Annotated in this window: 25 protein-coding genes; 14 read left to right on the top strand and 11 right to left on the bottom strand. The window is 54.2% G+C overall.

The features are described 5' to 3' along the window. Nucleotides 1-130: 130 nt before the first annotated feature. Nucleotides 131-739 carry a TetR/AcrR family transcriptional regulator gene (locus F8N43_RS18215; protein ID WP_150633927.1) on the bottom strand — a complete coding sequence of 203 codons (609 nt, stop codon included), beginning with the start codon at nucleotides 737-739 and terminating at the stop codon, nucleotides 131-133. A gap of 212 nt (nucleotides 740-951) precedes the next feature. Between F8N43_RS18215 and F8N43_RS18220 the strand changes: the two genes are divergently transcribed. Both F8N43_RS18220 and F8N43_RS18225 read left to right on the top strand, forming a co-directional pair. Then, nucleotides 952-1,992, top strand: a complete 1,041-nt coding sequence (locus F8N43_RS18220) for an MBL fold metallo-hydrolase (RefSeq protein ID WP_150654116.1) — start codon at nucleotides 952-954, stop codon at nucleotides 1,990-1,992. Nucleotides 1,993-2,125: 133 nt separating this feature from the next. Then, nucleotides 2,126-3,604, top strand: coding sequence for an amidase family protein (locus tag F8N43_RS18225; protein ID WP_224787836.1), 1,479 nt, complete (start codon nucleotides 2,126-2,128; stop codon nucleotides 3,602-3,604). A gap of 32 nt (nucleotides 3,605-3,636) precedes the next feature. Here the strand turns inward: F8N43_RS18225 and F8N43_RS18230 are convergent, their stop codons facing one another. The 3 genes from F8N43_RS18230 to F8N43_RS18240 all read right to left on the bottom strand — a co-directional run bounded on the left by F8N43_RS18230 (nucleotide 3,637) and on the right by F8N43_RS18240 (nucleotide 5,327). After that, nucleotides 3,637-3,957, bottom strand: a complete 321-nt coding sequence (locus F8N43_RS18230; RefSeq protein WP_150654117.1) for a helix-turn-helix domain-containing protein — start codon at nucleotides 3,955-3,957, stop codon at nucleotides 3,637-3,639. Between the two features lie 202 nt (nucleotides 3,958-4,159). Then, complete coding sequence (locus tag F8N43_RS18235) at nucleotides 4,160-4,477, bottom strand: helix-turn-helix domain-containing protein (RefSeq protein WP_150654118.1); 318 nt, start codon at nucleotides 4,475-4,477, stop codon at nucleotides 4,160-4,162. 82 nt (nucleotides 4,478-4,559) lie between these two features. Continuing rightward, nucleotides 4,560-5,327, bottom strand: a complete 768-nt coding sequence (locus tag F8N43_RS18240; RefSeq protein ID WP_150633930.1) for an AraC family transcriptional regulator — start codon at nucleotides 5,325-5,327, stop codon at nucleotides 4,560-4,562. A 112-nt stretch (nucleotides 5,328-5,439) separates the two neighbouring features. On the opposite strand from F8N43_RS18240, the gene F8N43_RS18245 reads away from it, so the two are divergent. Continuing rightward, nucleotides 5,440-6,255: a sulfite exporter TauE/SafE family protein gene (locus tag F8N43_RS18245; RefSeq protein WP_150654119.1), complete on the top strand. Its 816-nt coding sequence runs from the start codon at nucleotides 5,440-5,442 to the stop codon at nucleotides 6,253-6,255. Between the two features lie 6 nt (nucleotides 6,256-6,261). On the opposite strand, the gene F8N43_RS18250 is transcribed toward F8N43_RS18245, so the two are convergent. The 4 genes from F8N43_RS18250 to F8N43_RS18270 form a co-directional block, all read right to left on the bottom strand. Next, complete coding sequence (locus F8N43_RS18250; protein ID WP_150654120.1) at nucleotides 6,262-7,251, bottom strand: hypothetical protein; 990 nt, start codon at nucleotides 7,249-7,251, stop codon at nucleotides 6,262-6,264. Between the two features lie 278 nt (nucleotides 7,252-7,529). Continuing rightward, a complete protein-coding gene (locus F8N43_RS18255; protein WP_150654121.1) occupies nucleotides 7,530-7,793 on the bottom strand; it encodes a colicin E3-like toxin immunity protein in 264 nt (87 codons plus the stop codon). 7 nt (nucleotides 7,794-7,800) lie between these two features. After that, a complete protein-coding gene (locus tag F8N43_RS18260) occupies nucleotides 7,801-9,018 on the bottom strand; it encodes an S-type pyocin domain-containing protein (protein ID WP_150654122.1) in 1,218 nt (405 codons plus the stop codon). Between the two features lie 429 nt (nucleotides 9,019-9,447). Further along, on the bottom strand, nucleotides 9,448-9,957 hold the full coding sequence (locus tag F8N43_RS18270) for a Bro-N domain-containing protein (protein WP_150654123.1): 510 nt from the start codon (nucleotides 9,955-9,957) through the stop codon (nucleotides 9,448-9,450). A gap of 569 nt (nucleotides 9,958-10,526) precedes the next feature. Here F8N43_RS18270 and F8N43_RS18275 point away from each other — a divergent pair. The 5 genes from F8N43_RS18275 (at nucleotide 10,527) to F8N43_RS18295 (ending at nucleotide 15,524) form a co-directional block, all read left to right on the top strand. Further along, the gene (locus F8N43_RS18275) at nucleotides 10,527-11,993 is read left to right on the top strand and encodes a DNA cytosine methyltransferase (RefSeq protein WP_150654124.1); all 1,467 of its coding nucleotides are present in this window, start codon (nucleotides 10,527-10,529) and stop codon (nucleotides 11,991-11,993) included. Next, nucleotides 11,990-13,090, top strand: coding sequence for a DUF3883 domain-containing protein (locus tag F8N43_RS18280; RefSeq protein ID WP_150654125.1), 1,101 nt, complete (start codon nucleotides 11,990-11,992; stop codon nucleotides 13,088-13,090). The genes F8N43_RS18275 and F8N43_RS18280 overlap by 4 nt, the downstream gene beginning before the upstream one ends. 11 nt (nucleotides 13,091-13,101) lie before the next feature. Continuing rightward, the gene (locus F8N43_RS18285; RefSeq protein ID WP_150654126.1) at nucleotides 13,102-13,512 is read left to right on the top strand and encodes a very short patch repair endonuclease; all 411 of its coding nucleotides are present in this window, start codon (nucleotides 13,102-13,104) and stop codon (nucleotides 13,510-13,512) included. Between the two features lie 198 nt (nucleotides 13,513-13,710). Continuing rightward, complete coding sequence (locus F8N43_RS18290) at nucleotides 13,711-14,451, top strand: FRG domain-containing protein (protein WP_150654127.1); 741 nt, start codon at nucleotides 13,711-13,713, stop codon at nucleotides 14,449-14,451. Continuing rightward, nucleotides 14,448-15,524: a DUF262 domain-containing protein gene (locus tag F8N43_RS18295; protein WP_150654128.1), complete on the top strand. Its 1,077-nt coding sequence runs from the start codon at nucleotides 14,448-14,450 to the stop codon at nucleotides 15,522-15,524. The genes F8N43_RS18290 and F8N43_RS18295 overlap by 4 nt, the downstream gene beginning before the upstream one ends. A gap of 268 nt (nucleotides 15,525-15,792) precedes the next feature. On the opposite strand, the gene F8N43_RS18300 is transcribed toward F8N43_RS18295, so the two are convergent. The 3 genes from F8N43_RS18300 to F8N43_RS18310 all read right to left on the bottom strand — a co-directional run bounded on the left by F8N43_RS18300 (nucleotide 15,793) and on the right by F8N43_RS18310 (nucleotide 18,325). Further along, the gene (locus F8N43_RS18300) at nucleotides 15,793-17,043 is read right to left on the bottom strand and encodes a ribonucleotide-diphosphate reductase subunit beta (RefSeq protein WP_008034875.1); all 1,251 of its coding nucleotides are present in this window, start codon (nucleotides 17,041-17,043) and stop codon (nucleotides 15,793-15,795) included. Between the two features lie 515 nt (nucleotides 17,044-17,558). Then, on the bottom strand, nucleotides 17,559-17,873 hold the full coding sequence (locus F8N43_RS18305; RefSeq protein ID WP_150654129.1) for a hypothetical protein: 315 nt from the start codon (nucleotides 17,871-17,873) through the stop codon (nucleotides 17,559-17,561). A gap of 188 nt (nucleotides 17,874-18,061) precedes the next feature. Beyond that, complete coding sequence (locus F8N43_RS18310; protein WP_150633304.1) at nucleotides 18,062-18,325, bottom strand: DUF2790 domain-containing protein; 264 nt, start codon at nucleotides 18,323-18,325, stop codon at nucleotides 18,062-18,064. A gap of 487 nt (nucleotides 18,326-18,812) precedes the next feature. Between F8N43_RS18310 and acs the strand changes: the two genes are divergently transcribed. From acs to F8N43_RS18340, 6 genes are all read left to right on the top strand, one after another. Beyond that, on the top strand, nucleotides 18,813-20,768 hold the full coding sequence (gene acs / locus F8N43_RS18315) for an acetate--CoA ligase (RefSeq protein ID WP_150633305.1): 1,956 nt from the start codon (nucleotides 18,813-18,815) through the stop codon (nucleotides 20,766-20,768). An 832-nt stretch (nucleotides 20,769-21,600) separates the two neighbouring features. Continuing rightward, on the top strand, nucleotides 21,601-22,374 hold the full coding sequence (locus tag F8N43_RS18320) for an ABC transporter substrate-binding protein (protein WP_150633306.1): 774 nt from the start codon (nucleotides 21,601-21,603) through the stop codon (nucleotides 22,372-22,374). A gap of 91 nt (nucleotides 22,375-22,465) precedes the next feature. Next, complete coding sequence (locus F8N43_RS18325; protein WP_150639869.1) at nucleotides 22,466-23,155, top strand: ABC transporter permease; 690 nt, start codon at nucleotides 22,466-22,468, stop codon at nucleotides 23,153-23,155. Beyond that, nucleotides 23,152-23,850: an ABC transporter permease gene (locus F8N43_RS18330; protein ID WP_150633308.1), complete on the top strand. Its 699-nt coding sequence runs from the start codon at nucleotides 23,152-23,154 to the stop codon at nucleotides 23,848-23,850. The genes F8N43_RS18325 and F8N43_RS18330 overlap by 4 nt, the downstream gene beginning before the upstream one ends. Nucleotide 23,851: 1 nt before the next feature. After that, nucleotides 23,852-24,964 carry a M14 family metallopeptidase gene (locus F8N43_RS18335; RefSeq protein WP_150654130.1) on the top strand — a complete coding sequence of 371 codons (1,113 nt, stop codon included), beginning with the start codon at nucleotides 23,852-23,854 and terminating at the stop codon, nucleotides 24,962-24,964. Nucleotides 24,965-24,991: 27 nt separating this feature from the next. Continuing rightward, complete coding sequence (locus F8N43_RS18340) at nucleotides 24,992-25,756, top strand: ABC transporter ATP-binding protein (RefSeq protein WP_008154324.1); 765 nt, start codon at nucleotides 24,992-24,994, stop codon at nucleotides 25,754-25,756. Nucleotides 25,757-25,930 lie beyond the last annotated feature (174 nt).

A 25,930-nucleotide genomic window follows, 5' to 3' on the forward strand; every position in this document is an offset into this window, starting at 1 on the left:
ACACATTGCCGTGTTTTATTCAAAGCTACCGTTCATCGGTAAAACGGCGGACATTGTCATTTATTCCAGCAGGAATAATCAGTGTCCTTCGAAGCCATTTAACGGTTGCAGAGCGCAGGGAACGCTTGATTTAGAGCTGGTAGCACGCGAGGAACATGTCCAGCGCAGAGTCCACGACGGTGTTCTGCATCTCAGGCGACAGGCCCGGCAGCCCCATGGAAATCTGCGGCCAGAAGGCAAAGGATTTGAGCATCCCCTGAACCTGTTGCGCGGCAAACTCCGGGTCGACCGGCTTCAATCGTCCATCGGCCCGAGCGGCGCGAATCCACACGGTCAAACCTTCTTCACGCTCGCTCATTCGCGCGACCATGTTCTGCGCGCGCTCCGGGGAATGGATGGTGGCGGCAATCGCAACACGTGCCAGGTCGAGAAAGTTGTTGTCGGCCAACATCTGCAATTTCGCCATCAGCATCAAGCGCATCTGGTCCCGAAGCGGTAGATCAGGGCGATAGGTTGTTTCCTGTTCGGCAGTCACCCGCGCCCATAACTGATTGAGGATTTCGGCGAACAACTCTTCCTTGCTGGGGAAGTGGTTGTACACCGTGCGCTTGGACACGCCAGCGGTGGCGGCAATCTTGTCCATGCTGGTGATGTCGAAACCGTGGGCACGGAATTCGGCAATCGCCGCTTGGATGATCGCTTCGCGTTTTCGGTCGGTCAGGCGCTGTGGAGCTGTCATAAGTTCGCTTCGGCAGAAGAAGTTAAGAATTTACACTCAGCAGTTTACTTGCGATCGGGTTTGATGCAACCTAGAAACTACACTGTGCAGTGTAATGTTTCGTTAATCCTGCGCAGTCAAAATTCGAGAGTCCGGCTGATGCGTGCGTGCCTTGGCCATTAATCGTCCCAAAACAGAAACCGCGAACCGTACGGTTTCCTGGAGTCATTCACATGGCCAATTCAACTGACACCTGCGAACCTGAAGCTTCCCGTCAGGTAGACCGGGCCTTCAAAAACCATGCGCCCGTGCAGCGAGAAGGCTTTCGCAAAATGGTGCGCATCATGTGGAACATGATCTTCCACAAACCGCGCAACACCCGCCCGACTGCGGCCGTTCCGGTGCAACGCCTGACCCACGATGCGTTGATTGCCGCGCCCAATCACAGCGTCTATCGCCTTGGCCATTCCACCGTATTGCTCAAACTGCGAGACAAGTTCTGGATCACCGACCCGGTCTTCGCCGAGCGCGCTTCGCCGGTGCAATGGGCCGGCCCGAAGCGTTTCCACCAGCCGCCCATCAGCCTCGAAGAATTACCACCGATTGAAGCGGTGATCCTGTCCCACGATCACTACGACCACCTCGATTATCAGGCCGTGCTCAAACTGGCGGACAAAGCCAACTACTTCCTCACCCCGCTGGGCGTCGGCGACACCCTGATCAAGTGGGGCATCGACGCCAGCAAAGTGCGTCAACTCGACTGGTGGCAGGGCACCGAAGTCGACGGCATCCAATTCATCGCCACCCCGTCGCAACACTTTTCCGGCCGCGGTCTGTTCGATGGCAACAGCACGCTGTGGGCCTCGTGGGTGATGATCGACGCCCACACACGGATCTTCTTCAGCGGCGACAGCGGCTACTTCGACGGCTTCAAACGCATCGGCGAACAGCACGGCCCGTTCGACCTGACCTTGATGGAAACCGGCGCCTACAACGTCGAATGGCCGCATGTGCACATGCAGCCCGAGCAAACCCTGCAAGCGCACATCGACCTGAAAGGCCGCTGGTTACTGCCGATTCACAACGGCACCTTCGACCTGTCGATGCATGCCTGGTATGAACCGTTTGACCGGATTCTGGCGTTGGCCTGGGAGCGCAGTGTTTCGATTACCACGCCGCAGATGGGTGAGGCGTTTAACGTGATGTATCCGCAGCGGGGGAGTGTTTGGTGGACCGAGGTCGAGCAGCAGGTGTATCAGGAGAGTCTGGGCTGAGCTACAGATTGGAGCGAATATTCATACGTGATCCAGCGCCAGGAGATGACGGACAATTCCAGCGGCGTCTGTAGGCTTGAAAAGCGAGTGAGCTTATTCACTCGCTATCAGTCATCACGAGGATCTTTATCACATGGATGTAACGCGAAACGACGCTACGCAACGGCTGAAACCCCAGTGGGGGCTGGAATATTCAAGTGTCGATGTACTCAGCCAAAGAATGAAACGCAAACAGCTGAGTGCTGTCGCGCTCGTGCAGTATCTGCTGCAGCGGATCGAGGCGCTGGATAAACAGGGACCGGCAATCAACGCGATCATCGAACTCAACCCTGATGCATTGGCCATTGCCAAAGTGCTCGATCAAGAGCGGCAACGAGGGCACGTACGAGGTCCTCTGCATGGCATTCCCGTCTTGCTCAAAGACAATATCGATACGTCCGATCAGATGCAGACCAGCGCCGGGTCGTTGGCCATGGTCGGGCAACCGGCCGCCCAGGATGCTTTCATCGTGCAACGGCTCAGAACAGCAGGGGCGGTGATTCTCGGAAAAACCAACCTCAGTGAGTGGGCCAACTTCCGCGATCCTGCCATCCCCGATGGGTGGAGCAGCCGAGGTGGGAAAACCAAAAATCCACACGTGTTGAGTGAATCGCCCTATGGCTCAAGCTCAGGCTCCGGCGCGGCGGTTGCCGCAGGTTTTGCGCCGCTGGCGGTCGGAACGGAAACCGTCGGCTCGATTATCGCCCCGGCGTCCGTCAACGGTGTGGTCGGCCTCAAACCGACCGTGGGCTTGCTCAGTCGCAGCGGCATCGTCCCGGTGAGTCAAAAAGTCGATACGCCCGGGCCCATGGCGCGCACCGTTCGTGAGGCGGCACTGCTCTTGAACGCCATGACCGGCAGCGACGACGCCGAACCGATCAAAACACCTCACGCCATCAACGGCGTGGACTATACGGCTTTGCTGATTCCGAACTCACTGGTCGGACGGCGCATCGGGTATCCCGTCAAGTTTGATACCAGCGCCGAGGCCGCACAAAGCGACCCTCAGTTTTCCCGTGCTCTGGAAGTCATGCAGGCCGCAGGGGCGACATTGATTCCGGTAGTGTTCGATGATCCTCAATCCCTGACGCCGGATGAGGTGGAAAACGGATTCCGGATGGGTATCAAGCGTGATCTTCCCCGATACCTCGCTAAACGAAGCGGTCTTGCAATCCAAAACCTGAAGGATCTCCTGCAACACAACGAGCACGCTCCCGGCGCCGAGGGTTTTGGGCAAGCCACGTTGAACGCGGCCAACAACGTTGATTTTGACGAGAACGCGTACAACGAGTTGTGGCAAAAAATTCAAAGCGAAAATGCGGCTGTCATCGACAACGTGATGCTTGAGCATCAGCTGGATGCCGTAGTGTGGGACGTGGGCTCCCCAGGGTTGAACGTCACTGCGTTGGCTGGTTATCCCGGCATCATGGTGCCTTCCGGGGCGGACGATTTCGGAGTGCCGACCTCGGTGTTCTTCTTTGGGGCTCGCTGGAGCGAGGCGCATCTGCTGGCTATTGCTTATGGGTATGAGCAAGCTTCCAACGCAAGGCCGATCCCTGCGTTCAAGCCGTAAAGGCTTCTAACGCAAACACTGGGATTTTTACTTCAGGTGAAAACCACCTCAATTCGCCCCTCTTTTCTCGATCGAGGGGCTGACTTGACCACGATCTGCACGTCTCGCCCAAGCAGGGATAAGCATTCCATCATCTTTGCTTCACTAATGCCGCGAAACTTCCCGCGCAACATTTCAGAGAGCTTGGGTTGGGACAGACCCAAAATTTCAGACGCTTGAACCTGAGTCAAATGGCGAGCCTTTATGATCTCGCCAATTTTTGCGGCCAGCTGGGATTTGACGCGCATTTCATTGGCGTTGGGCGTCGAGAGGTCTTCGTAGACGTTGCCGCTGCTTTCTTCGATTTCAATCATGATCTGATCCTTTTGCGTGGTCTTGCGTCCGGATCTGTAGGAGCCAGGCTTGCCGGCGAAGGCGTCCTTAAGATCGTCTTCGCCAGCAAGCTTGGCTCCTACGAAAAGCGACACACGCCTGCGCGGCCATAGGTCGGAATGCCGCCTTCAGACTTACGTGAAATATACCTATATGGGAATAATCGCCAATCGATGATTTCTTTCACTCAACCATCGCAAAATCAGCCCGCCCCATCGGTTCCGCTGCCGACCCTTTCATATTCATCCCCCGCCCCGGCGCAAACCCCGGGAAGAACACCAACCCCTCCGACTCAAACCGATAAGCCAACGCCAGTCGATCAGCATCCGCCACATCACGCCTGGCCTCAAATCGCTCGATCGCGTCGACCGAAACGCCAGACTCCCGCGACAACTCATCAACACTCCAACCCAACATCGCCCGGGCTTGGGCGCAGTGAGCGGGGGTGAATTGGAAGAGGGCGATACGTTCCAGGGTGATTTTCATCGCATAAGAGGCCATGGTGTTCTCCGGGCTCAAGAGTGCTGATCCAAAATATACTGTGTTTTTGTACAGTTGTTTTGCCTCCGGATCAAACTCATTTTTATTTCGACCCCTCCAACCAGACGGACGGCGCCTGACCCAACACGCGGCGAAACATCGTCGAGAACGCCGCCGGGCTGTCATAGCCAAAATCCAGCGCAATCCGCGTCACCGGCTCACCCACCGCCAATCTTGCGAGCGCCAGCACCACGCAGGCGCGCTGCCGCCACTGGCTGAAACTCAGGTCGGTCTGCTGGCGAAACAGGCGATTGAACGTGCGCAAACTGATGTGCAACTGATCCGCCCATTGCTGCGGCGACTGATGGGCATCGGGGCGCTGCAAAAAGCCCTGGCACAACGCGAGCAACCGCGCATCGACAGGCAGCGGAATGTGCAACGGCAAGTGAGCACTGCGCGCCAGTTCATGCAGCAGCAAATCGATCAACGCCCCATCGCGCCCGGCCTCGGCATACGCCAACGGAATCTCCACCGCCTCCATCAGCAAGTGCCGCATCAACGGCGAAACGCTGATCACCTGACAACGACTCCCCAGATCAACCGCCCCTGGTTCGATGTACAAACTCCGCGTACTCACCCCCAGCATCAACACCTCATGCGCCACCCCCGGCGGAATCCACACCGCCCGCTGCGGCGGCACCACCCAATTGCCGTCATGCGTGCTGACCTGCATCACCCCGGTCGCGCCGTACAACAACTGCGCCCGTCTGTGTGTATGAAGCGGCAACACCTGACCGTAGGAATAATCCGTACCGATCGCCACCACCGAGCGTGGCGTGTCATCCAGCCCATTAATCGAAACATTGCGCATCAAGCGGCTTCCAGCAGTTGGCGTAAACGCAAACAATATTGGCTGACTTGCTGAAGCAGGCCAAGCCGCATCGCTCTATCGTCGACCGCTCTCAACCCATGGACGACGCGCAATGTTCTATCTCTTGCTGACACTCTTCGGCTGCATGACCGGCATCACCGCCGTGCTGTTCGGCTTCGGCGGCGGGTTTGTCGTGGTGCCGTTGCTGTACCGCATGCTCATGGCCAGCCACGGTGCCGACGACCCCATCGGCCAATCGGTAATGCACATCGCCGTCGCCACCTCGACCTGCGTGATGATCGTCAACGCCCTGGTCGCCACCGGAAAACACCACCGAGCCGGTAATCTGATTCGCCATTACCTGTGGCCGTTGGGTGGGTTTATAGGGTTGGGTGCGGTGATCGGCGCAGTGGCCGCAATGTGGGTCAGTGGCGAGGTGATTCGCTATGCCTTTATTGCTTACCTGGGCGTGACCATTGTGGATTGTCTGTTCAGACGCGGATTTCTTACGCACACCGATAACGGAATCCCACGTCGATTGGGGAGGGCGGAAGTGTCGGGCGGCGGCGTAGGAATCGGCGCTATCGCCACATTCCTCGGCGTGGGTGGCAGCGTCATGACCGTGCCGTTGTTACGTCGATGCGGGTTGAGCATGAGTCAGGCAACGTCCATGGCCAATCCGCTAAGCCTGCCCGTGGCGTTGGCTGGGACGCTGACCTACATGGCGATGGCGGGGTTCACCGAGTTTGATCTGGGCGCGTGGTTTGTCGGTTATGTGGATCTGCTGGCGTTTGCGGTTTTGACGATGGGATCGTTGCTGGGGATTCGACTGGCCACGCCGTGGATCGGGCGGATGCCGGATCGAATCCATGCGCGGGTTTACATCGGTTTGCTGGTGTTGGTGATGATCAGCATGTGCCTGAATTGAACACCGTCACTTCGCCTCTAACCCCGGCGCTTCCCGAATAATGAAGTGATCCAGGTTCTCGATATTCGCACTGAACACCCCGAACGTCTGCTCGGGGTTTTTCTTGCTCGGCACCTGCTTCAACTCCGGCGTCACGCCAAAAAAGAAGCAATACAACTCCGCTTCACTGTCGATGGCGTGCTTGATCTCTTCGAGAAACGCTTTGCGCTTGCGGTAGTTCTCGATCAACTTCTTGCTCAGGTAAACGTTGACCGAATACGGCTTCTTCTTCGCCTCATCCGCCTGCTTGAACCAGACCTTCTGCTCGAAATCGATGCGAAAGCTCTGCGTGTAATCCTTGATCTCTTTGATCTTGCCCCAGTAAATCAGCCCCTTGTTGTCCGTCAGGTACTCGATCTTCTTGAAGAACGACCCATAAGGCGCCGTGTGCTCGCCAATCTTCAGCGGCATACGCTTGAGCAGGTCCTTGTCCTCGAAGTTCGACACGAAGCACTCCACCGGGTGAGCGAAAACACTGGTTTTGTCCGGTGCTGACTCGTGGCTTGGGTGCTCGACGTCACTGGCCTTTGTCGGCGGTTGCGGGTCCGCTCGCATCACATCTGCCGCCACCGAAGGATTCGACGGCTTACGCACATACTGACGCCGAGTCAGCAACAACTCCGACGGAAAATGCTCCTCGCGACTGTCATCCGTTTCCGCACCATCCGCGTCTACACCTGATGCCGGCGCCTTGAGACTGACATAAGGACAATCCGCCACATGCCGCGTACCGGGCGTGTTCTTGAAGTGCGGGGTGCGAACGTAATTGACGTTTTTGGCGTTGAACGTCGTCAGCACATTTGCTGCATCGAAGGCCAAGCGGCAGGCGTCATTGGGACATTGGAAGTGTTCCTTGGCGGAATCGAACTCCATCGTCTCGTCAAAATTCAAATCGCGCACGTCATAGATCGACAGCTTGTCGTCGAGGCTGAGGCAGTAGGCGAGATCGAATTTCATGGCGGGCTCGGGTCCTTGAGTGGGGAAGGGTATTAATAGCGGGAGGCGGGGCGGGTTGCACTGAATGTTTTCAACACAGCGCAAAATCTGCGGCAACACACCAAACCTGTGGGGAGCCTACTCGCGAAAAACTCAAGAACACCGCTGGACAGGTCGCAGTCCTGGATCCGACAAGCAGGAGCTAACGAGTCGCTTTTCGCACTAAGCGAAGAAAGCGAGCAAACAAAAAACCGATCAGGAGACGGGTCGGTTTTTTGTGTTGAATGTTCAGTCCTCTATCACTTTGATTGCCACTTGTCTCGATAGACAAACGCAACTTGGTAGTCATAGGAGAGCAACTGAATGGCATGGTGGAAATGGGGCTGAAGAGTGCTGACCCAATCGGGAGATACGTTGAAACCACCATTGTTCACATTGTTTTCAATGGGCATGCCCAGCGCTTCGATAACTGAGCCATCATCGCCAAAGTCTTTCGACAATTCCTCCCCTTCGCCCATCTCTGTTTGTTTGTCATACCATTCCAGCCTGATTTTCAGACCCATAACGTCCTCATAAATATTTTTTGATGCTTCGTTTTTTCTTCGGTGGGTCCAGCTGTTCGCCAGTCTCAAAGTCGAAGGAACCTAGGTGGCTGCCATCACTTGAGCGATAGGCTTCAAGTTCACCATGTAAAAAATCCCACTCGTAAATTGTTCTACCCTTCTCATCAGTCCAGCGATCCCGAAGTCCTCCCGCGTATGGGGTTTTCTTTTTTGTTCTTCTCAATCCAGGAAATGCAGTGATGTCTTCGGTTTCGGGGGCAGGGTGATAGGTGTGACCCGCTTCGGCTGTGCCTTTGCCCCTAGCACTCACCACAATATAAACCGGCCTTACCCCCGAGTCCGCCGGAAACACCAGAATGAAATCCTTGTACTCCGGCGGATACACCGGGTTCACGATGATGCTGTCAGCCGCTTTCGTCGGCGGGTAAACCCAGATATGCGGCGCTTGCGGGGCGGCTTCCAGCGCCGGAATGCCCAAGATGTCGGAACCATCCACCGCTGGGGTCCAGATCAGCTCAACACCGTCACCCAGGTCAGCCACCTGCTGGCTGCCGCGCAATGTGAACTGCACGACATCAACCATTTCCCAATCGCGATTTTTGCCGGTGTAGAAACCGTATCCCTTGAGACTGCCGTCAGCCTGTTGCTCGACCTGCAGGCGAACGCGGGTACGGGCCTGTTTGAGCGCACGGAGTTGGTCTTCGGTGTAAAGCGAGCTGTCGCCCAGACTCGATTGTGTGACCAGCGCAACAAGGCCAACCAACGTTGCTGTTACGGCGCTCGCCGCGACCACGGGAGCAGCGGCGAATGCCGCGCCGGCCAAGGCGAGGGAGCCCAGACCGACGGGAATCGCTGTGCCACTGATCTTCTTTAGTGGCACAGCGCCCGATACATCCGCTTCGCGAGCACCCAGCAGAATCAGGTCGCCGTAGTCTTTCAGGCTATCGGTCGGCACCACCCCTGAGGGATTCGAGTAATCGATGATGGCGTCCGGCAGCTTGCAGGACTTGGCGAAGACACACCCGGCTTGAGTGGGCCTTTGCTTTTGCGCCATGACCTGACGGCTGCGTTCGAAGGCGTCCTGCCTGGCCAGCATGGCCTCGTAGGCTTTTTGTCTGGCGTCCCGCTCGGCCAATTCGGTGGCCGTCATGAAACGGTGAGTGACGTGATGCCCATCACCGGAGGGCGGATTCTTAATCCGCGGAATGTCCTTGTTGCCAGCCACTGATCATCCTTTCGTTCATCCATAGGCAGCCCCGGAAAAGGGGCTGCGCGACGTTAACGAACGCGGCTAATCGTGGCTGTAGGACGAGTCTTGGATGACTCTAAGCGTTTTCTCTTTTTATCGTGATTGCAGCGCAATACTTAGGGCCCGGGGCCTTCGTGGGCGTAGGTTTTCCAGGCCCAATCACTCAATCTTCAACCGCTTCACCTTCTGAAACAGCGAAGCAGTGACTCATCCCGATCATTCGAATGGTGACAACGTCGATGATAATTCGGACACAGCGCTACGGAATTGCTCGCACCGGGAGCAGACCCTGCAGCAAATTCCTTTGTTGGAGCGAGCTTGCTCGCGAAGGCGTCATTAAATACACCACCCAAAAAATCCGCTGCCTGAAACTCAAGCAGCGGATTTTTATACGGCAATGAACAATCAGAACCCTCGCAGCACTCGTGACGCCTTACGCCACCACGATCCGCTCTGATTGAATGGATCATCTGCCAACACGCAAGGCATGTCCCGCAACCGAATCCACGGTTCATCCTGCCAGTGCAACATGCAGAGCGACATCTTAGGCCAGTCCAGAACACTCAACGTTGGCCGTTCAACTGAACGCGATGGGCGCGCATCACGTAGCGCCGGAACGACCTGGTGAGTCAGCCATTCCCTTAGAAGTCGGTACTCCGGGCAATAGTGATAAACCAGCAACGCATAAACTCCGGACTCGCTGATCATCAGTCGTTCTTCGGCAATACCTTGAGCCTCCACGAGCATCATCCGCCGCTGATCTGCATCCAGCTTGCGTGACATGCGTTCGTCGAGATGTTTGCCCATCAATCGTCCCAGGTCGTGAGCACAGAACCACACCTGGTTCTCCACGAGTAGGGCACGAAGACAGGTGCCGTGACGAAGGAAGAGGGTTGAAACGAGCGGTTCAGACATGGCGAACCTCCAGAAACGGAAGCGCGCGATTGGACATACGGATACGGCAAGTCACCTTCATCGTGAAGGTCGGAATGTCAGGCATTTCCTTTACCTCTGGCTGCTTTCTTAGGGCATTCGTTATGGGTGTCGGGAGCTAAGAAACCCACCAGAGACGGGCCGGACATATTCCCCTTTCGGGTCTTGTATTCGCCCACTCCCGACATAACGGGGATTTTCTCGCAGGCGTAGAGAAACCGCAGACGAAAAAAAGCCGCATGACTGTCGGGTGCGGAGGACCGCTCTGGTTGAGGCGTTTCTTAGGCGCCGAACGACGAGAGTATTGGGTTAGGAAAAGGTGGTCAAGCGATGGCATTTTGCCTCGGTATTACTGCGAAAAGGGATAGCAGCCTTATCTTGAGGCCTCTCCACTCCGTTAATTTCTCAAGCAATGGCTAACTGAGTACTGCTCGGATCTCCGTGTCAAACAGACTGAGCTCCAACCAGCCAATTGCTAAGCCAATGGTGCTGCTACCGGCTTCTACCTTCTATATACTCCAGCGTTTTGAGTCAGGCCGTTCAAGATCGTTATGAGAGAGATCCATCGAGAAAAAATCGCACGTATACAAAATGGTGGCACACCTAAGGTTCTGGACCTTTTTGCAGGTTGCGGCGGGATTTCTCTCGGTTTTGACCGAGCTGGCTTCAAGAATGCTGCCGCCATTGAGTTCGACGCTCATGCCGCTCGTTCACACGCAATGAATTTCCATAGAGAGCTTCCCCCTGAACTCTTTGAAAAGCATGCTCGAGCTCACGACATTACGCTTATTGAACCTGTGTCTTTTATTAATGATATGGGTTTCAAGGGGGACGCAGACAGGGCAATCGATGTCATTGTCGGCGGTCCGCCTTGCCAAGCTTTCGCACGCGTGGGACGCGCAAAATTAAGAGAAGTAGCGGAACACCCGCAGGCATTTAAACAAGATCCACGTGGAAATTTATATCTGCGTTATTTACATTTCGTTCGCGAATTGAAGCCCGTTGCTATTTTGATGGAGAACGTTCCCGACGTTCTAAACTACGGGGGGCATAATATCGCAGAGGAGGTTTGTGAAACGTTAGACGATCTTGGATATGATTGCGGTTACACGCTTCTTAATGCTGTGTATTTTGGTGTGCCCGAAATGCGTGAGCGTATGTTTTTAATTGCGTATTCTAAAGAGTTAAAAAGGAAGGTTAAATTCCCTTCGCCAACGAATTGGATTAGTTTGCCTAAGGGTTATGATAATAGTAGGAAAGTGGCATTAAAGACTATCAACTCCGACTTGCTAGGAGGAGATAAGTACTTTATCGCACCCCCCGTTGCAATAAAGTCTGAATGTAAGCCTGCTGTGACGGCAGAAGAAGCACTTTATGATCTACCTAGGATAACTAAGCATCTAGAACAGGAAGTGAAGAAAGGAGCCCGGAGTCCGAATGAGGTTTCCGAGTATCCGGCAGGAGTTAGGTTGTCCGAATACGCTAAGTTGATGCGCAACTGGCCTCGTTTTGAGAGTCATGGGGTTGTATATGGTCATGTAACCCGTTCGTTACCTCGAGATTATCAAATTTTTGCAAGAATGAATCCAGGAGATCAATATCCTGAGGCGTATGGTCACGCAGTGAGTTTGTTTAATGAGGCGCTTGCAAAGAAAAGGATTCTGGGGAGCGAGGTAGTCGAAGGCTCAGCAGAGTACGATGCGCTTTTCAAAAGCATCGTTCCACCATATGACCCTGGAAAATTTCCAAATAAATGGCGAAAAATGGAAGCCGTACAACCTGCTAGAACATTGATGGCGCACTTAGGGAAAGATGGCTATTCACATATTCACTACGATAGTTCACAAGCGCGGACAATTTCTGTAAGAGAGGCCGCTAGGCTTCAATCTTTTCCCGACGGATTTAAATTTTCTGGAAGTATGAATCCGGCTTTTAAGCAAGTGGGTAATGCAGTTCCGCCACTTCTATCATATGCTTTGGCTAAAGAAATAATGATGAATCTCAAGGATGATATATGAGTAAAATTGCGATCAAGCGACTTACCAAGTCAGATCTCACACTATTTACTTGGCATTTCAAGGAGATGAATGCGGGGAATCAGAAGTCGATAAACTTGAATGCTGATGTATTTATCGAGAGACTTTATCCTGATTTGCCTGCTATTTCAACGCAGAAAGGGAAAACGTCCTTTCTGGTTGATGTAAGTATATACGGGCCGGGTGTCGCCCCAAAGCATTCGTTAGCTAGAAAAATAGTCAAAGGTGCTGCTTATAAGAACTGGCGTCTGAATGGCGAATTTATAAATAATCCGATCGAGTCGCCAGAGCGCTACAATGAACTGCGAGAGGGTGATTTCGCAATAATGATATTTGGTGGTGAATCTATACCTGATGAACTAAAGTTAATTTTAGTGGCCGAAAATGTTGTTGAAGATGAAAAGTTGCATGCTAGAATTTTTTCATTGCTCCACGGCGCTTCCATGCGGGCCCTCAGTTCTGCTGAGCTCGAAACTGTAGTTGATCATCCTGATATTGATGACTCACATGCTGCAAGAGTCATGGATATAGACGGTGCGTTAGAGGATGCATCACAGGGTGGAATCGTTGGTGTAGAGCAACTCCAAAAATGGAGTTCCAAAAGAAAAATATCTAAGGATGATCTTCGGAAGGCCCGTGATGCTACGGACGCTATTGGAGCTTTAGGAGAGGAGTTTGTTAACTACTATTTAAGCGAGTTGCTGAGTAGTGGTTCTATCTCTTCTTATAAGTGGTCCTCCACTGAGAATGCTATTGAAGCATTCGACTTTGTTGTTGGCGATGATAATTATATCGATGTTAAATCCACAGTTGGGGGGTTTGGACATAAGATACATATTTCGATTAATGAGCTTCTCCATATGAGAGAGTTGTCGAATTATAGAATTTACCGGATTTTTGATGTTTATAAAAAACGGGCTAAACTAAAGATTTCTAAGCCGATGCAGGAGTTTGCAGTCTCTGTGTTGGAACGGTTGGATCCGGTATCTCCTGGAGTGCGCGTCGATAATATATCGGTTTCGCCAGAAGTGTTGGAGTTTGAAGATGAAATCGAAATTGAAATTTTTGCCCTTGGTTAGGTAAAGCATTAATGGATACTCTTACTCCCGAACAGCGTCGTAAATGTATGCAGCGTATCGGGAGTAAGAATACGAAACCCGAACTAGCCGTCCGTTCGATCTGTCATCGTTTGGGCTACAGGTTTCGAGTCCTTAGAAAGGACTTGCCCGGCTCTCCTGATATCGTATTTTCTCGCCAAAAGTTATGTATTTTTGTACATGGATGTTTCTGGCATCGTCATGAAGGATGCAAATACGCATATGCCCCTAAAAGTAGATGTGAGTTTTGGACTGAGAAGTTCTCTAAAAATGTTGAGCGGGATATAAGGGCGACGAAGGATTTACAGTCACTTGGATGGAGCGTTGAGGTTGTATGGGAGTGCGAGCTTAAAGATATGCCTGCATTGGTTTTGCGTCTTAAAAACATTTTATGGTTGATTTAAGTTATTTGCTGGTTTAGTTAAAAATAGATATTTAATTGAAAAGGCTTCCTGGTTTTTTAGCGTTATATCCTATCTTTTTCTTTTTTTTGTAGAGACGGTAGAATAGATGTAGACATAGCAGTGGCAAATTAGTAGCGTATGGCCATGCCGGTGGCGGTTTGGCCATCCTTTTTCTGCTACAGGGAGTTTGGTTCTACCATGCGTGAAATCACATCCGTACAGTCGCTGCTTGAGGCTTTGGATCAAGATAATGCAGGTTATCCAGGTGCGGTGTGGTATCGAGGGCAATCAAACATTGATTGGTCCCTCTTGCCAGGATACGTCAGATTAAAAAACCCTCCCTCTGAAGCAACGCTGCTGAAACGTTTCAAGCAAAGTGCTGCTATGTTGATCGAAAGGCATCCTGGAGCATCCTTTGATTGGCTGTTCTTAATGCAGCATTACGGAGTGCCTACTAGGCTACTTGATTGGAGCGAAAGTCCGCTAGTTGGATTGTATTTCGCTGTTGAAGGTTTTTCGACAGAGCCAGAAAGAGATGCGGCTTTATGGTTGCTTAGGCCTTCTGAGCTAAATAAGAATGCTCACATAAATAATAAAGATGAAGATGGCTATATTCCTTCATTTGATGACGATGAATTACAAACTTACTCTGTAGATAGTTTGGCGCAAAATAAAAGAATACAGCTTTTGCCTGTTGCTACAATTGCCACTAGAAATAATGCCAGAATACAAGCGCAATTAGGTGTTTTTACTATTCATCATCATGAGAGTATTCCTATTGAGCAGGTTGGAGACACTTCTCATATCATAAAGTATAAAATCCCACATCAAGCGAAGCCTGTGATTCTTAAGCAGTTACAGTTGCTTGGGTTTGGGCGCTTTCAAATGTTCCCTGAGTTGGCTAGTGTTGGGTCGATTATCAAGGATGGTGTTCAATGAGCTATATAGAAACGTTTGCTTTAAAAAACAGTACTATCATGCTTCTCTATTCCGATAAGGAAGAGATTCAACTGGATCCGCACTACCAACGAATGGGGGGGGTGTGGACGAGGGAAAAGAAGCAGTTGCTTATTGATTCCATACTTAATGATTATGATGTTCCGAAGTTGTATTTTCATGAGTTTACCCGCGAACAGAAAACCGAGACCGGTTTTTCATATGCGGTAGTTGATGGTCGTCAGCGGTTGCAAACTATTTGGAGTTTTATTGATGGTGACTTTGCACTGTCTGAGGATTTCGAATATCAGCGAGATAATTTAATAAATCTAGCTAATTTGACATACGAAGACATAGCTAAAGCTTTTCCGAAGATCCGAATTGCATTTGATTCTTTCGTTCTTCCTGTTGTTGGTATCAGGACAGATGATGAAGATTTGATTGAGGATATGTTTTCTAGACTAAATGAGGCTGTACCACTGAATGCTGCTGAAAAAAGAAATGCCATCGGTGGTGAAATGGTTAACGCAATTCGCGAAGTGGCGGCGACACCTTTGTTTTTGAGTCGGGTAAAGTTTAATAATAATAGATATCAGCATCGAGAAGTTGCTGTGCGCATGCTTCTTGTGGAAGAAAGTTTGCGTGGGAATGGGCGTCTGATAGATACAAAAAAGGTTTATTTAGATGCGCTGGCGCGAAATTATCATAGTAATGGTAGTGATCGTGTTTTGGAGTTGAAGGGAGCAACTATTGAGGTTGTTAGTGCGATGGCTGATGTCTTCATGGAGAAGGATGAGTTACTTCAGTCTCAAGGTAATATGATAGTTTATTATCTTGTTTTTCGGGCTGCCTTAAGAACGGGGGAAGTTGGGAAAATTACCCGAAGAAAGCTTTTCGATTTTCGTGAGCGACTAAAAGAAAATCGTTTGCGGGCAGCAGAGGAGTATGCGGAATCATCTTTTGAGTTACTAGAATATGACCGGCTTACACAGCAAGGTACTAACGATTCTTCTAATATTAAAGAGCGATTTGGTATACTTGCAAGGGAGTTGGATCTAAGTAATATAGAAATTTAACTGGTCCGGTTGGAGTAATGATGATGGCAAGCTTCTTACAGACTTATCAGTGTTTTAGTTGGTTTGAATGTAATTAATGGTTGTTGGCTTGCAATGAAATTGTTGTTCTCGAGTTTGATTGGAGGACTTTGGCTGTGGGGTCCTTCTTGGATATAGCCATAACGAAAAATGCTCCGTATCTTTTGATACGGAGCATTTTCTTTGAGCGTCGCGCGCAGATTGTTAGATTTTTTACACAGTCTGTTTCGGCAGTCTCAGTTCAGCGGAATCAATCCCAGCTCAACGCCCCACCAGTCTGATACTCAATAACTCTCGTCTCAAAGAAATTCTTCTCTTTCTTCAAGTCCATAATCTCGCTCATCCAAGGGAACGGGTTAGTCGTCCCTGGATACTCTTCTTTAAGACCGATCTGCGACAGACGACGGTTAGCGATGAACTTCAGATAATCCTCCATCATCGCCGCATTCATGCCCAGTACCCCGCGAGGCATGGTGTCACGCGCATATTCGATCTCGAGCTGAGTACCCTGCAGAATCATCTGCGAAGCCTCTTCCTTCATCTCGGCATCCCACAAGTGCGGGTTTTCGATTTTGATCTGGTTGATCACGTCGATGCCGAAGTTCAGGTGCATGGATTCGTCGCGCAGGATGTATTGGAACTGCTCGGCGACGCCGGTCATTTTGTTGCGGCGGCCCATGGAGAGGATCTGGGTGAAGCCGCAGTAGAAGAAGATGCCTTCCAGAACGCAGTAGTAGGCGATCAGGTTGCGCAGCAGTTCTTTGTCGGTTTCGACGGTGCCGGTTTCGAACTTCGGATCGGAGATCGAACGGGTGTATTTGAGGCCCCAGGTGGCTTTTTTCGCGACCGATGGGATCTCGTGGTACATGTTGAAGATCTCGCCTTCATCCATGGCCAGCGATTCGATGCAGTACTGGTAGGCGTGGGTGTGGATCGCCTCTTCGAAGGCCTGGCGCAGGATGTACTGGCGGCATTCCGGGTTGGTGATCAGGCGGTACACGGCCAGGACCAGGTTGTTGGCAACCAGGGAGTCGGCGGTGGAGAAGAAGCCGAGGTTGCGCATGACGATGCGGCGCTCGTCGTCGGTCAGGCCTTCCGGGTCTTTCCAGAGGGCGATGTCGGCGGTCATGTTGACTTCTTGCGGCATCCAGTGGTTTGCGCAACCGTCCAGATACTTCTGCCAGGCCCAGTCGTACTTGAAGGGTACGAGTTGGTTGAGGTCGGCGCGGCAGTTGATCATGCGCTTTTCGTCGACGGCGACACGGGCGGAGGCGCCTTCGAGTTCGGCGAGGCCTTCGGCGATGTCGAGGTTGTCCAGGGCAGCCTTGGCGCGAGCGATGGCGGCGGAGTCGGACGCGGTTACAGCGCGAGCTTCTTGAGCGGCAACACCACCGGCGGTGTCGAGGCGGTCCATGTTGGCTTCAGTCGCGTGGCCGGCGTTGGCGCCTTTTACCACGGTCTCGCCGCTGTCTTCTTTGTCGAATTCGTCCCAGCTCAGCATGACGTGTCGTCTCCTGCGTGAGGGCCAGATGCCCGTGTGAAAACTGATTGGTTGGTTTTTCACACGACCGGTCTGGCCGCGTTGGATAGCGTTTTTTGCAGCGGTACACGCAGGCAAATAAACATAATTTTGTACGGAGTTCCGAGAGCCGCTGACGGCGCTGCAGTCGGTGAAGACGTCGGCCTGGGCTTCGGACTGGCTGTCATCCCTGTAAGGGAATATTGCAGGCCCGTTAAGCCGGCATTATAGGGAAATTTTTGCGGCCGTGGTGGGGCGAATCCGCGCATGGAGCGGTCGAGAAGGAGGGTTTTTCGGTCGGAGCGAGGGTTTACAGGGCTTTGGCTGGAGATCGCGGGGGCAGATTTTTTTTCTTAAATTTTGACGTGCTACTTTTTTGTTCAAAAAATAGGCAAAAATCCGGGTTTTTTACTACATGTTGTGTTTTGAATCGGTTTTCGGTGGTTCCAGACACAACTAAGCCCGACCGAAGTCGGGCTGTAAGTCACGCCCTATGATCAGCTGAGGCGAACGGCACCGACGTGATCTGCACCATCAGCGGCGACTTTGGCTGCACCGGTGTGATCGGAACCGTCAGCAGCGACCTTGGCGGCGCCAGTGTGATCAAAACCGTCGGAGGCGAGTTTGCCTGCACCGACGTGATCGGCACCGTCGGCGGCGAAAGAGGCCGAACCGGTGTGGTCGTAACCGTCAGAAGCGACAGCCGCTTCGGTGGTGAAAGCCCCCGAGCCTGTGCGGTCGTAGCCATCGGCGGCGAAGGTGTTGGCGGCCAGTACAGACAGGGTCAGGGCGAGGATCAGTTTGGTTTTCATGGTCGTTGCTCCAGGTGTGTTGGCGTTGTGTGCCTTGGTGTGGAGTTCATACTACGCCGACTAATTCGATTAAAAAGCGCAAATAAGTGCTTAAAGCAATCAAGTAAATCGATCTATTCGGTTCGGCGCTTCATCTGCCTTGAACAGCGGGGCGGGTGGGTCGAACCGATAAGAGGGAGTGCGGGCGATTAGCCGTTGGAGCAGCCGTTACCCATGACGCTGTAACGCAGAATGTGGCGTTGACCTTTGGAGTCGTCGTATTCCATTTTCATGGGGACCACTTCGCACACATTGGGGATTTCACTCATGGAGACAACTTTGGCGATGTCCAGGTGAGTGGAGTAGGTGTATTCCTCGATGGCCGGTTGTTGCTGTGCGACATCAGTCGGGACCTCGTCTGCCATGGCGGTTGCGCACAGGCTGGAGAGGGCCAGAACTAATAAAGCTTTCATTTCGGTTTTACCTTTTAGAGGTCGAGTGGGGTCACGCAACCTTTTTGGGGTTGCGTGTGGAACTGGGTTACCGGGTTTTTGATTAACTGCCTTCGTGGGGGCTGCAACTTGGTTAATCAGGGTTTGCCGTGTTGGCGAGGCTGATTTTAGGCGTGAGGGGTGCGTTCATATAGGTGGGGTTTTGATAAACACCTTTGACAGATTTCGTAACAATCGGTGGATGGCGTTGTAGGGCGAGTTAGCTCAGGACGTCGTTCCGACGATAAACCGGAGGGTTCCATGGGTGTCAGATTTGACGCGTTATCGTTCACGAACATCGCGAGCAGGCTCGCTCCCACAGGAGTTTGCGTGGTGTTTGGGACGGTGGTTCCAGGCTTATCACGATAATTTGTAGGGGCTTGTTACTACCATCGTCGAATGGTTCTATAGGCCCGGCCCGGCTACAACTGGGTCATACAAAAACAACTATTCCACCGAGGTAAGAAAGATGAGTGCGGCTTCCCTGTATCCCGTTCGTCCCGAGGTTCTGGCCAATACGCTGACTGACGAGGCGACCTACAAGGCCATGTACCAGCAGTCCGTCGTCAACCCGGACGGCTTCTGGCGCGAACAAGCCAAGCGCCTCGACTGGATCAAGCCTTTCACCACGGTGAAGCAGACTTCCTTCGACGACCACCATGTCGACATCAAGTGGTTCGCCGACGGCACCCTGAACGTTTCCTACAACTGCCTCGACCGTCATCTGGCCGAGCGCGGCGATCAAGTCGCGATCATTTGGGAAGGGGATGACCCTGCCGAAAGCCGCAACATCACCTACCGCGAGCTGCACGAACAAGTCTGCAAGTTCGCCAACGCCTTGCGCGGCCAGGACGTGCACCGCGGCGACGTGGTGACTATCTATATGCCGATGATCCCAGAAGCCGTGGTCGCCATGCTGGCCTGCACCCGGATCGGCGCGATTCACTCGGTGGTATTCGGTGGTTTCTCGCCGGAAGCCCTGGCCGGTCGCATCATCGACTGCAAATCCAAAGTGGTGATCACCGCTGACGAAGGCGTTCGTGCCGGCAAGAAAATCCCGCTCAAGACCAACGTCGACGACGCGCTGACCAACCCGGAAACCAGCAGCATCCAGAAAGTCATCGTGTGCAAGCGCACCGGTGGCAACATCAAGTGGAACCAGCATCGCGACATCTGGTACGAAGACCTGATGAAAGTGGCGGGCAGTGTCTGCGCGCCGAAAGAGATGGGCGCTGAAGAGGCGCTGTTCATCCTTTACACCTCCGGCTCCACCGGCAAGCCTAAAGGCGTGCAGCACACCACCGGCGGTTACCTGCTTTACGCTGCCATGACCCATGAGCGCGTGTTCGACTACCGTCCGGGCGAAATCTTCTGGTGCACCGCCGACGTCGGCTGGGTCACCGGCCACACTTACATTGTCTACGGCCCGCTGGCCAACGGCGCGACCACCGTGCTGTTCGAAGGCGTGCCGAACTATCCGGACATCACCCGGGTGGCGAAGATCGTCGACAAGCACAAGGTCAACATCCTCTACACCGCGCCGACCGCCATTCGGGCGATGATGGCGTCGGGTCAAGCCGCTGTCGAAGGTGCTGATGGCAGCAGCTTGCGTCTGTTGGGTTCGGTCGGTGAGCCGATCAACCCGGAAGCGTGGGACTGGTACTACAAGAACGTCGGCAAGTCCCGTTGCCCGATCGTCGATACCTGGTGGCAGACCGAAACCGGCGGCAACATGATGAGCCCGTTGCCGGGTGCGCATGGCCTGAAGCCGGGTTCGGCGGCACGTCCGTTCTTCGGCGTGGTGCCGGCGCTGGTGGACAACCTCGGCAACATCCTCGAAGGCGTTGCCGAGGGCAATCTGGTGATTCTCGATTCGTGGCCAGGCCAGGCGCGCACGCTGTATGGCGACCATGACCGCTTCGTCGACACCTACTTCAAGACCTTCAGCGGCATGTATTTCACCGGTGACGGTGCGCGTCGTGACGAAGACGGTTACTACTGGATCACCGGGCGTGTGGACGACGTACTCAACGTGTCCGGCCACCGCATGGGCACCGCCGAAATCGAAAGCGCGATGGTCGCTCACCCGAAAGTCGCCGAGGCCGCCGTGGTCGGTGTGCCGCACGACATCAAGGGGCAGGGCATCTATGTCTACGTGACGCTGAACGCTGGCGAAGAGACGAGCGAGCAGTTGCGTCTGGAGCTGAAGAACTGGGTACGCAAAGAAATCGGCCCGATTGCTTCGCCGGATGTGATTCAGTGGGCACCAGGGCTGCCGAAAACCCGTTCGGGCAAGATCATGCGCCGGATTCTGCGCAAGATTGCGACGGCTGAGTACGATGGGTTGGGCGATATCTCCACCCTGGCAGACCCGGGTGTGGTGCAGCATTTGATTGATACGCACAAGACGATGAACGTTGCGTAAGTAGCGTTTGGAGTCATCGAAGCCCCGTCAGGTGTTTAGCCTGATGGGGTTTTTTAATGGCTGATGGTTTTGGATTGGCCGTTCGGGCCTCTTCGCTAGCAGGCTAGCTCCCACAGGGGGGGCTCCGGTGGATTCACAATGTGAGCCGAGCGCAGTTCCCTTGTGGGAGATGTTGAGCCTGATGGGGATTGGCTGATGGTTTTGTGTTGGTAGTCCGGGCCTCTTCGCTAGCAGGCTAGCTCCCACAGGGATCTCCGGTGGATTCACAATTTGCATCGAGCGCAGTTCCCTCTGTGGGAGCTAGCCTGCTAGCGATAGCGATCTGTCAGTGGCCAAATCAACAACGACCAATAATTATCGGCTTCACCCGTAGGGCATTTCCCACTGTTACCCGCCACCCTTCAAGTAACTGAATGTGTAACCGCTCGCGCCGATACGGGGCATTGAGAAACGCCATCAGCCCGCAACGGTGCATTTTTGCTCGGCAAAAAAATAAGAACCCACGCTACGCTTGCCGGATTAGAAGGCTTTGCCAATAATAGGCCCGCAATTTGCAATGTAGATCGGTTCACTGTCTTTTGCTCTTGCATGAAATTGCAAGGCTGTCAACGCGCCCAAGCGGCTTTCTCGGTGCTTCTGTAATTTGTTGTCGCATTGAAGAAATATCGGCTTCGGGCCTGTCGTTAGAATGCCGATCACTCGCTCGTCGTTGTCTGTGTTGAAAATTCGCACAGGCACTGTAGGACGCAGCAACGCTTTCCGGTTCCACTCATTCGCATATTGGGCTGTCGCTCACTCTGCCGTTTTAGCCCTTTACCGATGGAGTCCCAAGATGAAGAAACTCGTGCTGCTTGGCGCCCTGGCACTGTCCGTGCTGTCCCTGCCAACCTTCGCCGATGAAAAGCCTCTGAAAATCGGTATCGAAGCGGCTTACCCTCCGTTTGCTTCCAAGGCACCGGACGGCAGCATCGTTGGTTTTGACTACGACATCGGCAACGCCCTGTGCGAAGAGATGAAGGTCAAGTGCACGTGGGTCGAGCAAGAGTTTGACGGTCTGATCCCGGCACTCAAAGTGCGCAAGATCGACGCGATCCTGTCGTCCATGTCGATCACTGAAGACCGCAAGAAGTCCGTGGACTTCACCAACAAGTACTACAACACCCCGGCTCGCCTGGTCATGAAGGCCGGCACTCAAGTCAGCGAAGGCCTGACTGAGCTCAAGGGCAAGAACATCGGCGTGCAACGTGGTTCGATCCACGAGCGTTTCGCCCGCGAAGTCCTGGCCCCGCTGGGTGCCGAGATCAAGCCGTACGGTTCGCAGAACGAAATTTACCTCGACGTGGCGGCCGGTCGCCTCGACGGCACCGTGGCAGACGCTACGCTGCTGGATGACGGTTTCCTGAAAACCGACGCCGGCAAAGGTTTCGCCTTCGTTGGCCCGGCCTTCACCGACGTCAAATACTTCGGCGACGGCGTAGGCATTGCTGTTCGCAAGGGTGACGCGCTGAAAGACAAGATCAACACCGCGATCACCGCCATTCGCGAGAACGGCAAGTACAAGCAAATCCAGGACAAATACTTCGCCTTCGATATCTACGGCAAGTAACACGTTCCGGCGACAAGTCCGAAATGGCGCAAGCAGCAGGATCTCTGAGGTTTGCGCCATTTTTTCATCCCAACTTTCGAGGACCTGAATCATGTTGAAAGGCTACGGGGCTGTCATCCTCGATGGCGCATGGCTGACGCTTCAGCTCGCCTTGTCGTCCATGGCTCTGGCCATCGTTCTGGGGCTGATCGGCGTTGCGCTGCGTCTGTCGCCGGTGCGTTGGCTGGCCTGGCTGGGCGATCTGTATTCCACGGTGATCCGCGGGATTCCCGATCTGGTGCTGATCCTGTTGATTTTCTACGGCGGTCAGGACCTGCTCAACCGCGTCGCGCCGATGCTCGGCTATGACGATTACATCGACCTGAACCCGTTGGTCGCCGGTATCGGCACTCTGGGCTTCATCTTCGGTGCGTACCTGTCGGAAACCTTCCGTGGCGCGTTCATGGCGATCCCGAAGGGGCAGGCAGAAGCGGGCATGGCGTACGGCATGAGCAGTTTTCAGGTGTTCTTCCGGGTATTGGTGCCGCAGATGATTCGTCTGGCGATTCCGGGCTTCACCAACAACTGGCTGGTGTTGACCAAGGCCACCGCGCTGATTTCGGTGGTGGGTCTGCAAGACATGATGTTCAAGGCCAAGCAGGCGGCAGATGCCACCCGCGAGCCTTTCACCTTCTTCCTCGCAGTGGCGGCGATGTACCTGGTGATCACCAGTGTCTCGTTGCTGGCATTGCGTCACCTTGAGAAGCGCTACTCGGTAGGCGTAAGGGCGGCTGATCTATGATCTTCGACTACAACGTCATTTGGGAGGCCTTGCCGCTGTACTTTGGCGGCCTGGTGACCACCCTCAAATTGCTCGCACTGTCGCTGTTTTTCGGTCTGCTGGCGGCCTTGCCGCTGGGGCTGATGCGCGTCTCGAAGAACACCGTCGTCAACATGACGGCCTGGCTCTTCACCTACGTGATCCGCGGCACGCCGATGCTGGTGCAGCTGTTTTTGATCTACTACGGGCTGGCGCAATTCGAAGCAGTACGTGAAAGCTTCCTGTGGCCATGGCTGTCCAGCGCGACGTTCTGTGCGTGCCTGGCCTTCGCGATCAACACCAGTGCCTACACCGCAGAAATCATCGCCGGCAGCCTGCGCGCTACGCCGAACGGTGAAATCGAAGCGGCCAAGGCCATGGGCATGTCGCGCTTCAAGATGTACAAACGCATCCTGCTGCCATCGGCCCTGCGCCGTGCGTTGCCGCAGTACAGCAACGAAGTGATCATGATGCTGCAGACCACCAGTCTGGCGTCGATCGTGACCCTGATCGACATCACCGGTGCCGCGCGCACGGTCAACGCTCAGTTCTACCTGCCGTTCGAGGCTTACATCACCGCTGGCGTGTTCTACCTGTGCCTGACGTTCATTCTGGTGAAGCTGTTCAAACTGGCCGAGCGCCGCTGGCTGGGCTATCTGGCCCCGCGGAAGCACTGATATGGAACGCATCGATCATCCATTGCCGTGGAGCCACCTGGGCAGCGAACGCCAGATTTCGGTGTTCCGCTTCGGTAGTGGCGAGCGCAAGGCCTACATCCAGGCCAGCCTGCACGCCGATGAATTGCCGGGGATGCGCACGGCCTGGGAGCTGAAAAAGCGCCTGGCCGGACTCGAAGCCCAAGGCTTGCTCAACGGCGTAATCGAACTGGTGCCGGTGGCCAACCCACTGGGCCTCGGTCAACTGCTTCAGGGCAATCATCAAGGTCGTTTCGAAGCGGGCAGCGGCAAGAATTTCAACCGCGATTTCGTCGAGCTGAGCGCGCCAGTGGCGGCCCAACTCGAAGGACATCTGGGTGATGATCCGCACGCCAATATTCGCTTGATTCGCCAGGCCATGAGCGATCACCTGGCGGCATTGCCAGAGGCAAGCAGCCAGTTGCAAGGCATGCAGCGCGTACTGCTCAGCCATGCCTGCACCGCCGACGTGGTGCTGGATCTGCACTGCGACGCCGAAGCAGCGCTGCACATGTATGCCTTGCCGCAACACTGGCCGCAATGGCGTTCGCTCGCCGCGCACCTGAATGTGAAGGTCGGTTTGCTGGCGGAAGATTCCGGCGGCAGCTCCTTCGACGAAGCCTGCTCGCTGCCGTGGCTGCGTCTGTCGCGTCAGTTCCCGGACGCGCAGATTCCGCTGGCCTGCCTGGCGACCACCATTGAACTGGGTGGTCAGGCCGACACCGGTCGCGCTGATGCCGAGGCTTACGCCGAAGGCATTCTCGCGTTCCTCGCCGAGCAAGGCTTGATCAGCGGCGAATGGCCGAAACCGGCGCACGAAGCTTGCGAAGGCCTGCCGTTCGAAGGCACCGAATTGCTGTTCGCGCCGCATCCGGGCGTGATCAGTTTTCTGCGTAAACCCGGTGAGTGGATCGAAGCCGGCGATGAGATTTTCGAAGTGATCGATCCGTTATCGGATCGGGTCAGCACGGTGTGTGCTGGTACGTCCGGGGTGCTGTTTGCCATTGAACGGCTGCGTTATGCCCAACCCGGTTTCTGGCTGGCCAAGGTGGCGGGGCGCGAAGCGCTGCGTCACGGGCGCTTGCTCAACGACTGACTGACTGTTTTTGTGAGAACCGACCGCATGTACAAACTTGAAGTCCAAGACCTGCATAAACGCTATGGCAGTCACGAAGTGCTCAAGGGCGTGTCCCTGAAAGCGGCGGCTGGCGATGTGATCAGCATCATCGGCTCCAGTGGCTCCGGCAAAAGTACTTTCCTGCGCTGCATTAACCTGCTGGAGCAGCCGCACGCGGGCAAGATTCTGCTCAACAACGAAGAGCTGAAACTGGTGGCCAACAAGGACGGTGCGCTGAAGGCCGCCGACCCGAAACAGCTGCAACGCATGCGTTCGCGCCTGTCGATGGTGTTCCAGCATTTCAACCTGTGGTCGCACATGACCGCGCTGGAAAACATCATGGAAGCGCCGGTCCATGTGCTCGGCATGTCCAAGGCCGAAGCCCGCGAGAAAGCCGAGCACTACCTGAACAAGGTGGGCGTGGCGCATCGTAAGGATGCCTACCCAGGCCACATGTCCGGCGGCGAGCAACAGCGCGTGGCGATTGCCCGTGCCCTGGCGATGGAGCCCGAGGTGATGCTGTTCGACGAACCGACCTCGGCCCTCGACCCGGAACTGGTCGGCGACGTGCTGAAGGTCATGCAGGCCCTGGCGCTGGAAGGCCGGACCATGGTGGTGGTCACGCACGAAATGGGCTTCGCCCGTGAAGTGTCGAACCAACTGGTGTTCCTGCACAAAGGTGTCGTCGAAGAAAGCGGCAACCCGCGCGAGGTGCTGGTCAATCCACAGTCCGAGCGTCTGCAGCAATTCCTCTCGGGCAGCCTGAAGTAAACCGAACTCCCGTTGCGCACCGGGATAGTGCATGCTTCGCAACCTGAAGGCCAGCTCCCACAGTTTGATCTGTGTTGGTTTTGAGATTTGCGTTCATTTCCGGGCTAGCATTGGCCCATGCCTTCATCACTGTTTTCGTTTCGGATTGCCCGCCATGACTGCCCATCGAATTGG

The organism is Pseudomonas fluorescens (genome assembly GCF_902498065.1).
Lineage (GTDB): Bacteria > Pseudomonadota > Gammaproteobacteria > Pseudomonadales > Pseudomonadaceae > Aquipseudomonas > Aquipseudomonas fluorescens_BJ.

What these genes read in the sequence shown, in the direction of transcription:
- F8N43_RS18215 (WP_150633927.1), bottom strand. Translation starts at nt 739, where the DNA reads ATGACAGCTCCACAGCGCCTGACCGACCGAAAACGCGAAGCGATCATC.
- F8N43_RS18220 (WP_150654116.1), top strand. Translation starts at nt 952, where the DNA reads ATGGCCAATTCAACTGACACCTGCGAACCTGAAGCTTCCCGTCAGGTA.
- F8N43_RS18225 (WP_224787836.1), top strand. Translation starts at nt 2,126, where the DNA reads ATGGATGTAACGCGAAACGACGCTACGCAACGGCTGAAACCCCAGTGG.
- F8N43_RS18230 (WP_150654117.1), bottom strand. Translation starts at nt 3,957, where the DNA reads ATGATTGAAATCGAAGAAAGCAGCGGCAACGTCTACGAAGACCTCTCG.
- F8N43_RS18235 (WP_150654118.1), bottom strand. Translation starts at nt 4,477, where the DNA reads ATGGCCTCTTATGCGATGAAAATCACCCTGGAACGTATCGCCCTCTTC.
- F8N43_RS18240 (WP_150633930.1), bottom strand. Translation starts at nt 5,327, where the DNA reads ATGCGCAATGTTTCGATTAATGGGCTGGATGACACGCCACGCTCGGTG.
- F8N43_RS18245 (WP_150654119.1), top strand. Translation starts at nt 5,440, where the DNA reads ATGTTCTATCTCTTGCTGACACTCTTCGGCTGCATGACCGGCATCACC.
- F8N43_RS18250 (WP_150654120.1), bottom strand. Translation starts at nt 7,251, where the DNA reads ATGAAATTCGATCTCGCCTACTGCCTCAGCCTCGACGACAAGCTGTCG.
- F8N43_RS18255 (WP_150654121.1), bottom strand. Translation starts at nt 7,793, where the DNA reads ATGGGTCTGAAAATCAGGCTGGAATGGTATGACAAACAAACAGAGATG.
- F8N43_RS18270 (WP_150654123.1), bottom strand. Translation starts at nt 9,957, where the DNA reads ATGTCTGAACCGCTCGTTTCAACCCTCTTCCTTCGTCACGGCACCTGT.
- F8N43_RS18275 (WP_150654124.1), top strand. Translation starts at nt 10,527, where the DNA reads ATGAGAGAGATCCATCGAGAAAAAATCGCACGTATACAAAATGGTGGC.
- F8N43_RS18280 (WP_150654125.1), top strand. Translation starts at nt 11,990, where the DNA reads ATGAGTAAAATTGCGATCAAGCGACTTACCAAGTCAGATCTCACACTA.
- F8N43_RS18285 (WP_150654126.1), top strand. Translation starts at nt 13,102, where the DNA reads ATGGATACTCTTACTCCCGAACAGCGTCGTAAATGTATGCAGCGTATC.
- F8N43_RS18290 (WP_150654127.1), top strand. Translation starts at nt 13,711, where the DNA reads ATGCGTGAAATCACATCCGTACAGTCGCTGCTTGAGGCTTTGGATCAA.
- F8N43_RS18295 (WP_150654128.1), top strand. Translation starts at nt 14,448, where the DNA reads ATGAGCTATATAGAAACGTTTGCTTTAAAAAACAGTACTATCATGCTT.
- F8N43_RS18300 (WP_008034875.1), bottom strand. Translation starts at nt 17,043, where the DNA reads ATGCTGAGCTGGGACGAATTCGACAAAGAAGACAGCGGCGAGACCGTG.
- F8N43_RS18305 (WP_150654129.1), bottom strand. Translation starts at nt 17,873, where the DNA reads ATGAAAACCAAACTGATCCTCGCCCTGACCCTGTCTGTACTGGCCGCC.
- F8N43_RS18310 (WP_150633304.1), bottom strand. Translation starts at nt 18,325, where the DNA reads ATGAAAGCTTTATTAGTTCTGGCCCTCTCCAGCCTGTGCGCAACCGCC.
- acs (WP_150633305.1), top strand. Translation starts at nt 18,813, where the DNA reads ATGAGTGCGGCTTCCCTGTATCCCGTTCGTCCCGAGGTTCTGGCCAAT.
- F8N43_RS18320 (WP_150633306.1), top strand. Translation starts at nt 21,601, where the DNA reads ATGAAGAAACTCGTGCTGCTTGGCGCCCTGGCACTGTCCGTGCTGTCC.
- F8N43_RS18325 (WP_150639869.1), top strand. Translation starts at nt 22,466, where the DNA reads ATGTTGAAAGGCTACGGGGCTGTCATCCTCGATGGCGCATGGCTGACG.
- F8N43_RS18330 (WP_150633308.1), top strand. Translation starts at nt 23,152, where the DNA reads ATGATCTTCGACTACAACGTCATTTGGGAGGCCTTGCCGCTGTACTTT.
- F8N43_RS18335 (WP_150654130.1), top strand. Translation starts at nt 23,852, where the DNA reads ATGGAACGCATCGATCATCCATTGCCGTGGAGCCACCTGGGCAGCGAA.
- F8N43_RS18340 (WP_008154324.1), top strand. Translation starts at nt 24,992, where the DNA reads ATGTACAAACTTGAAGTCCAAGACCTGCATAAACGCTATGGCAGTCAC.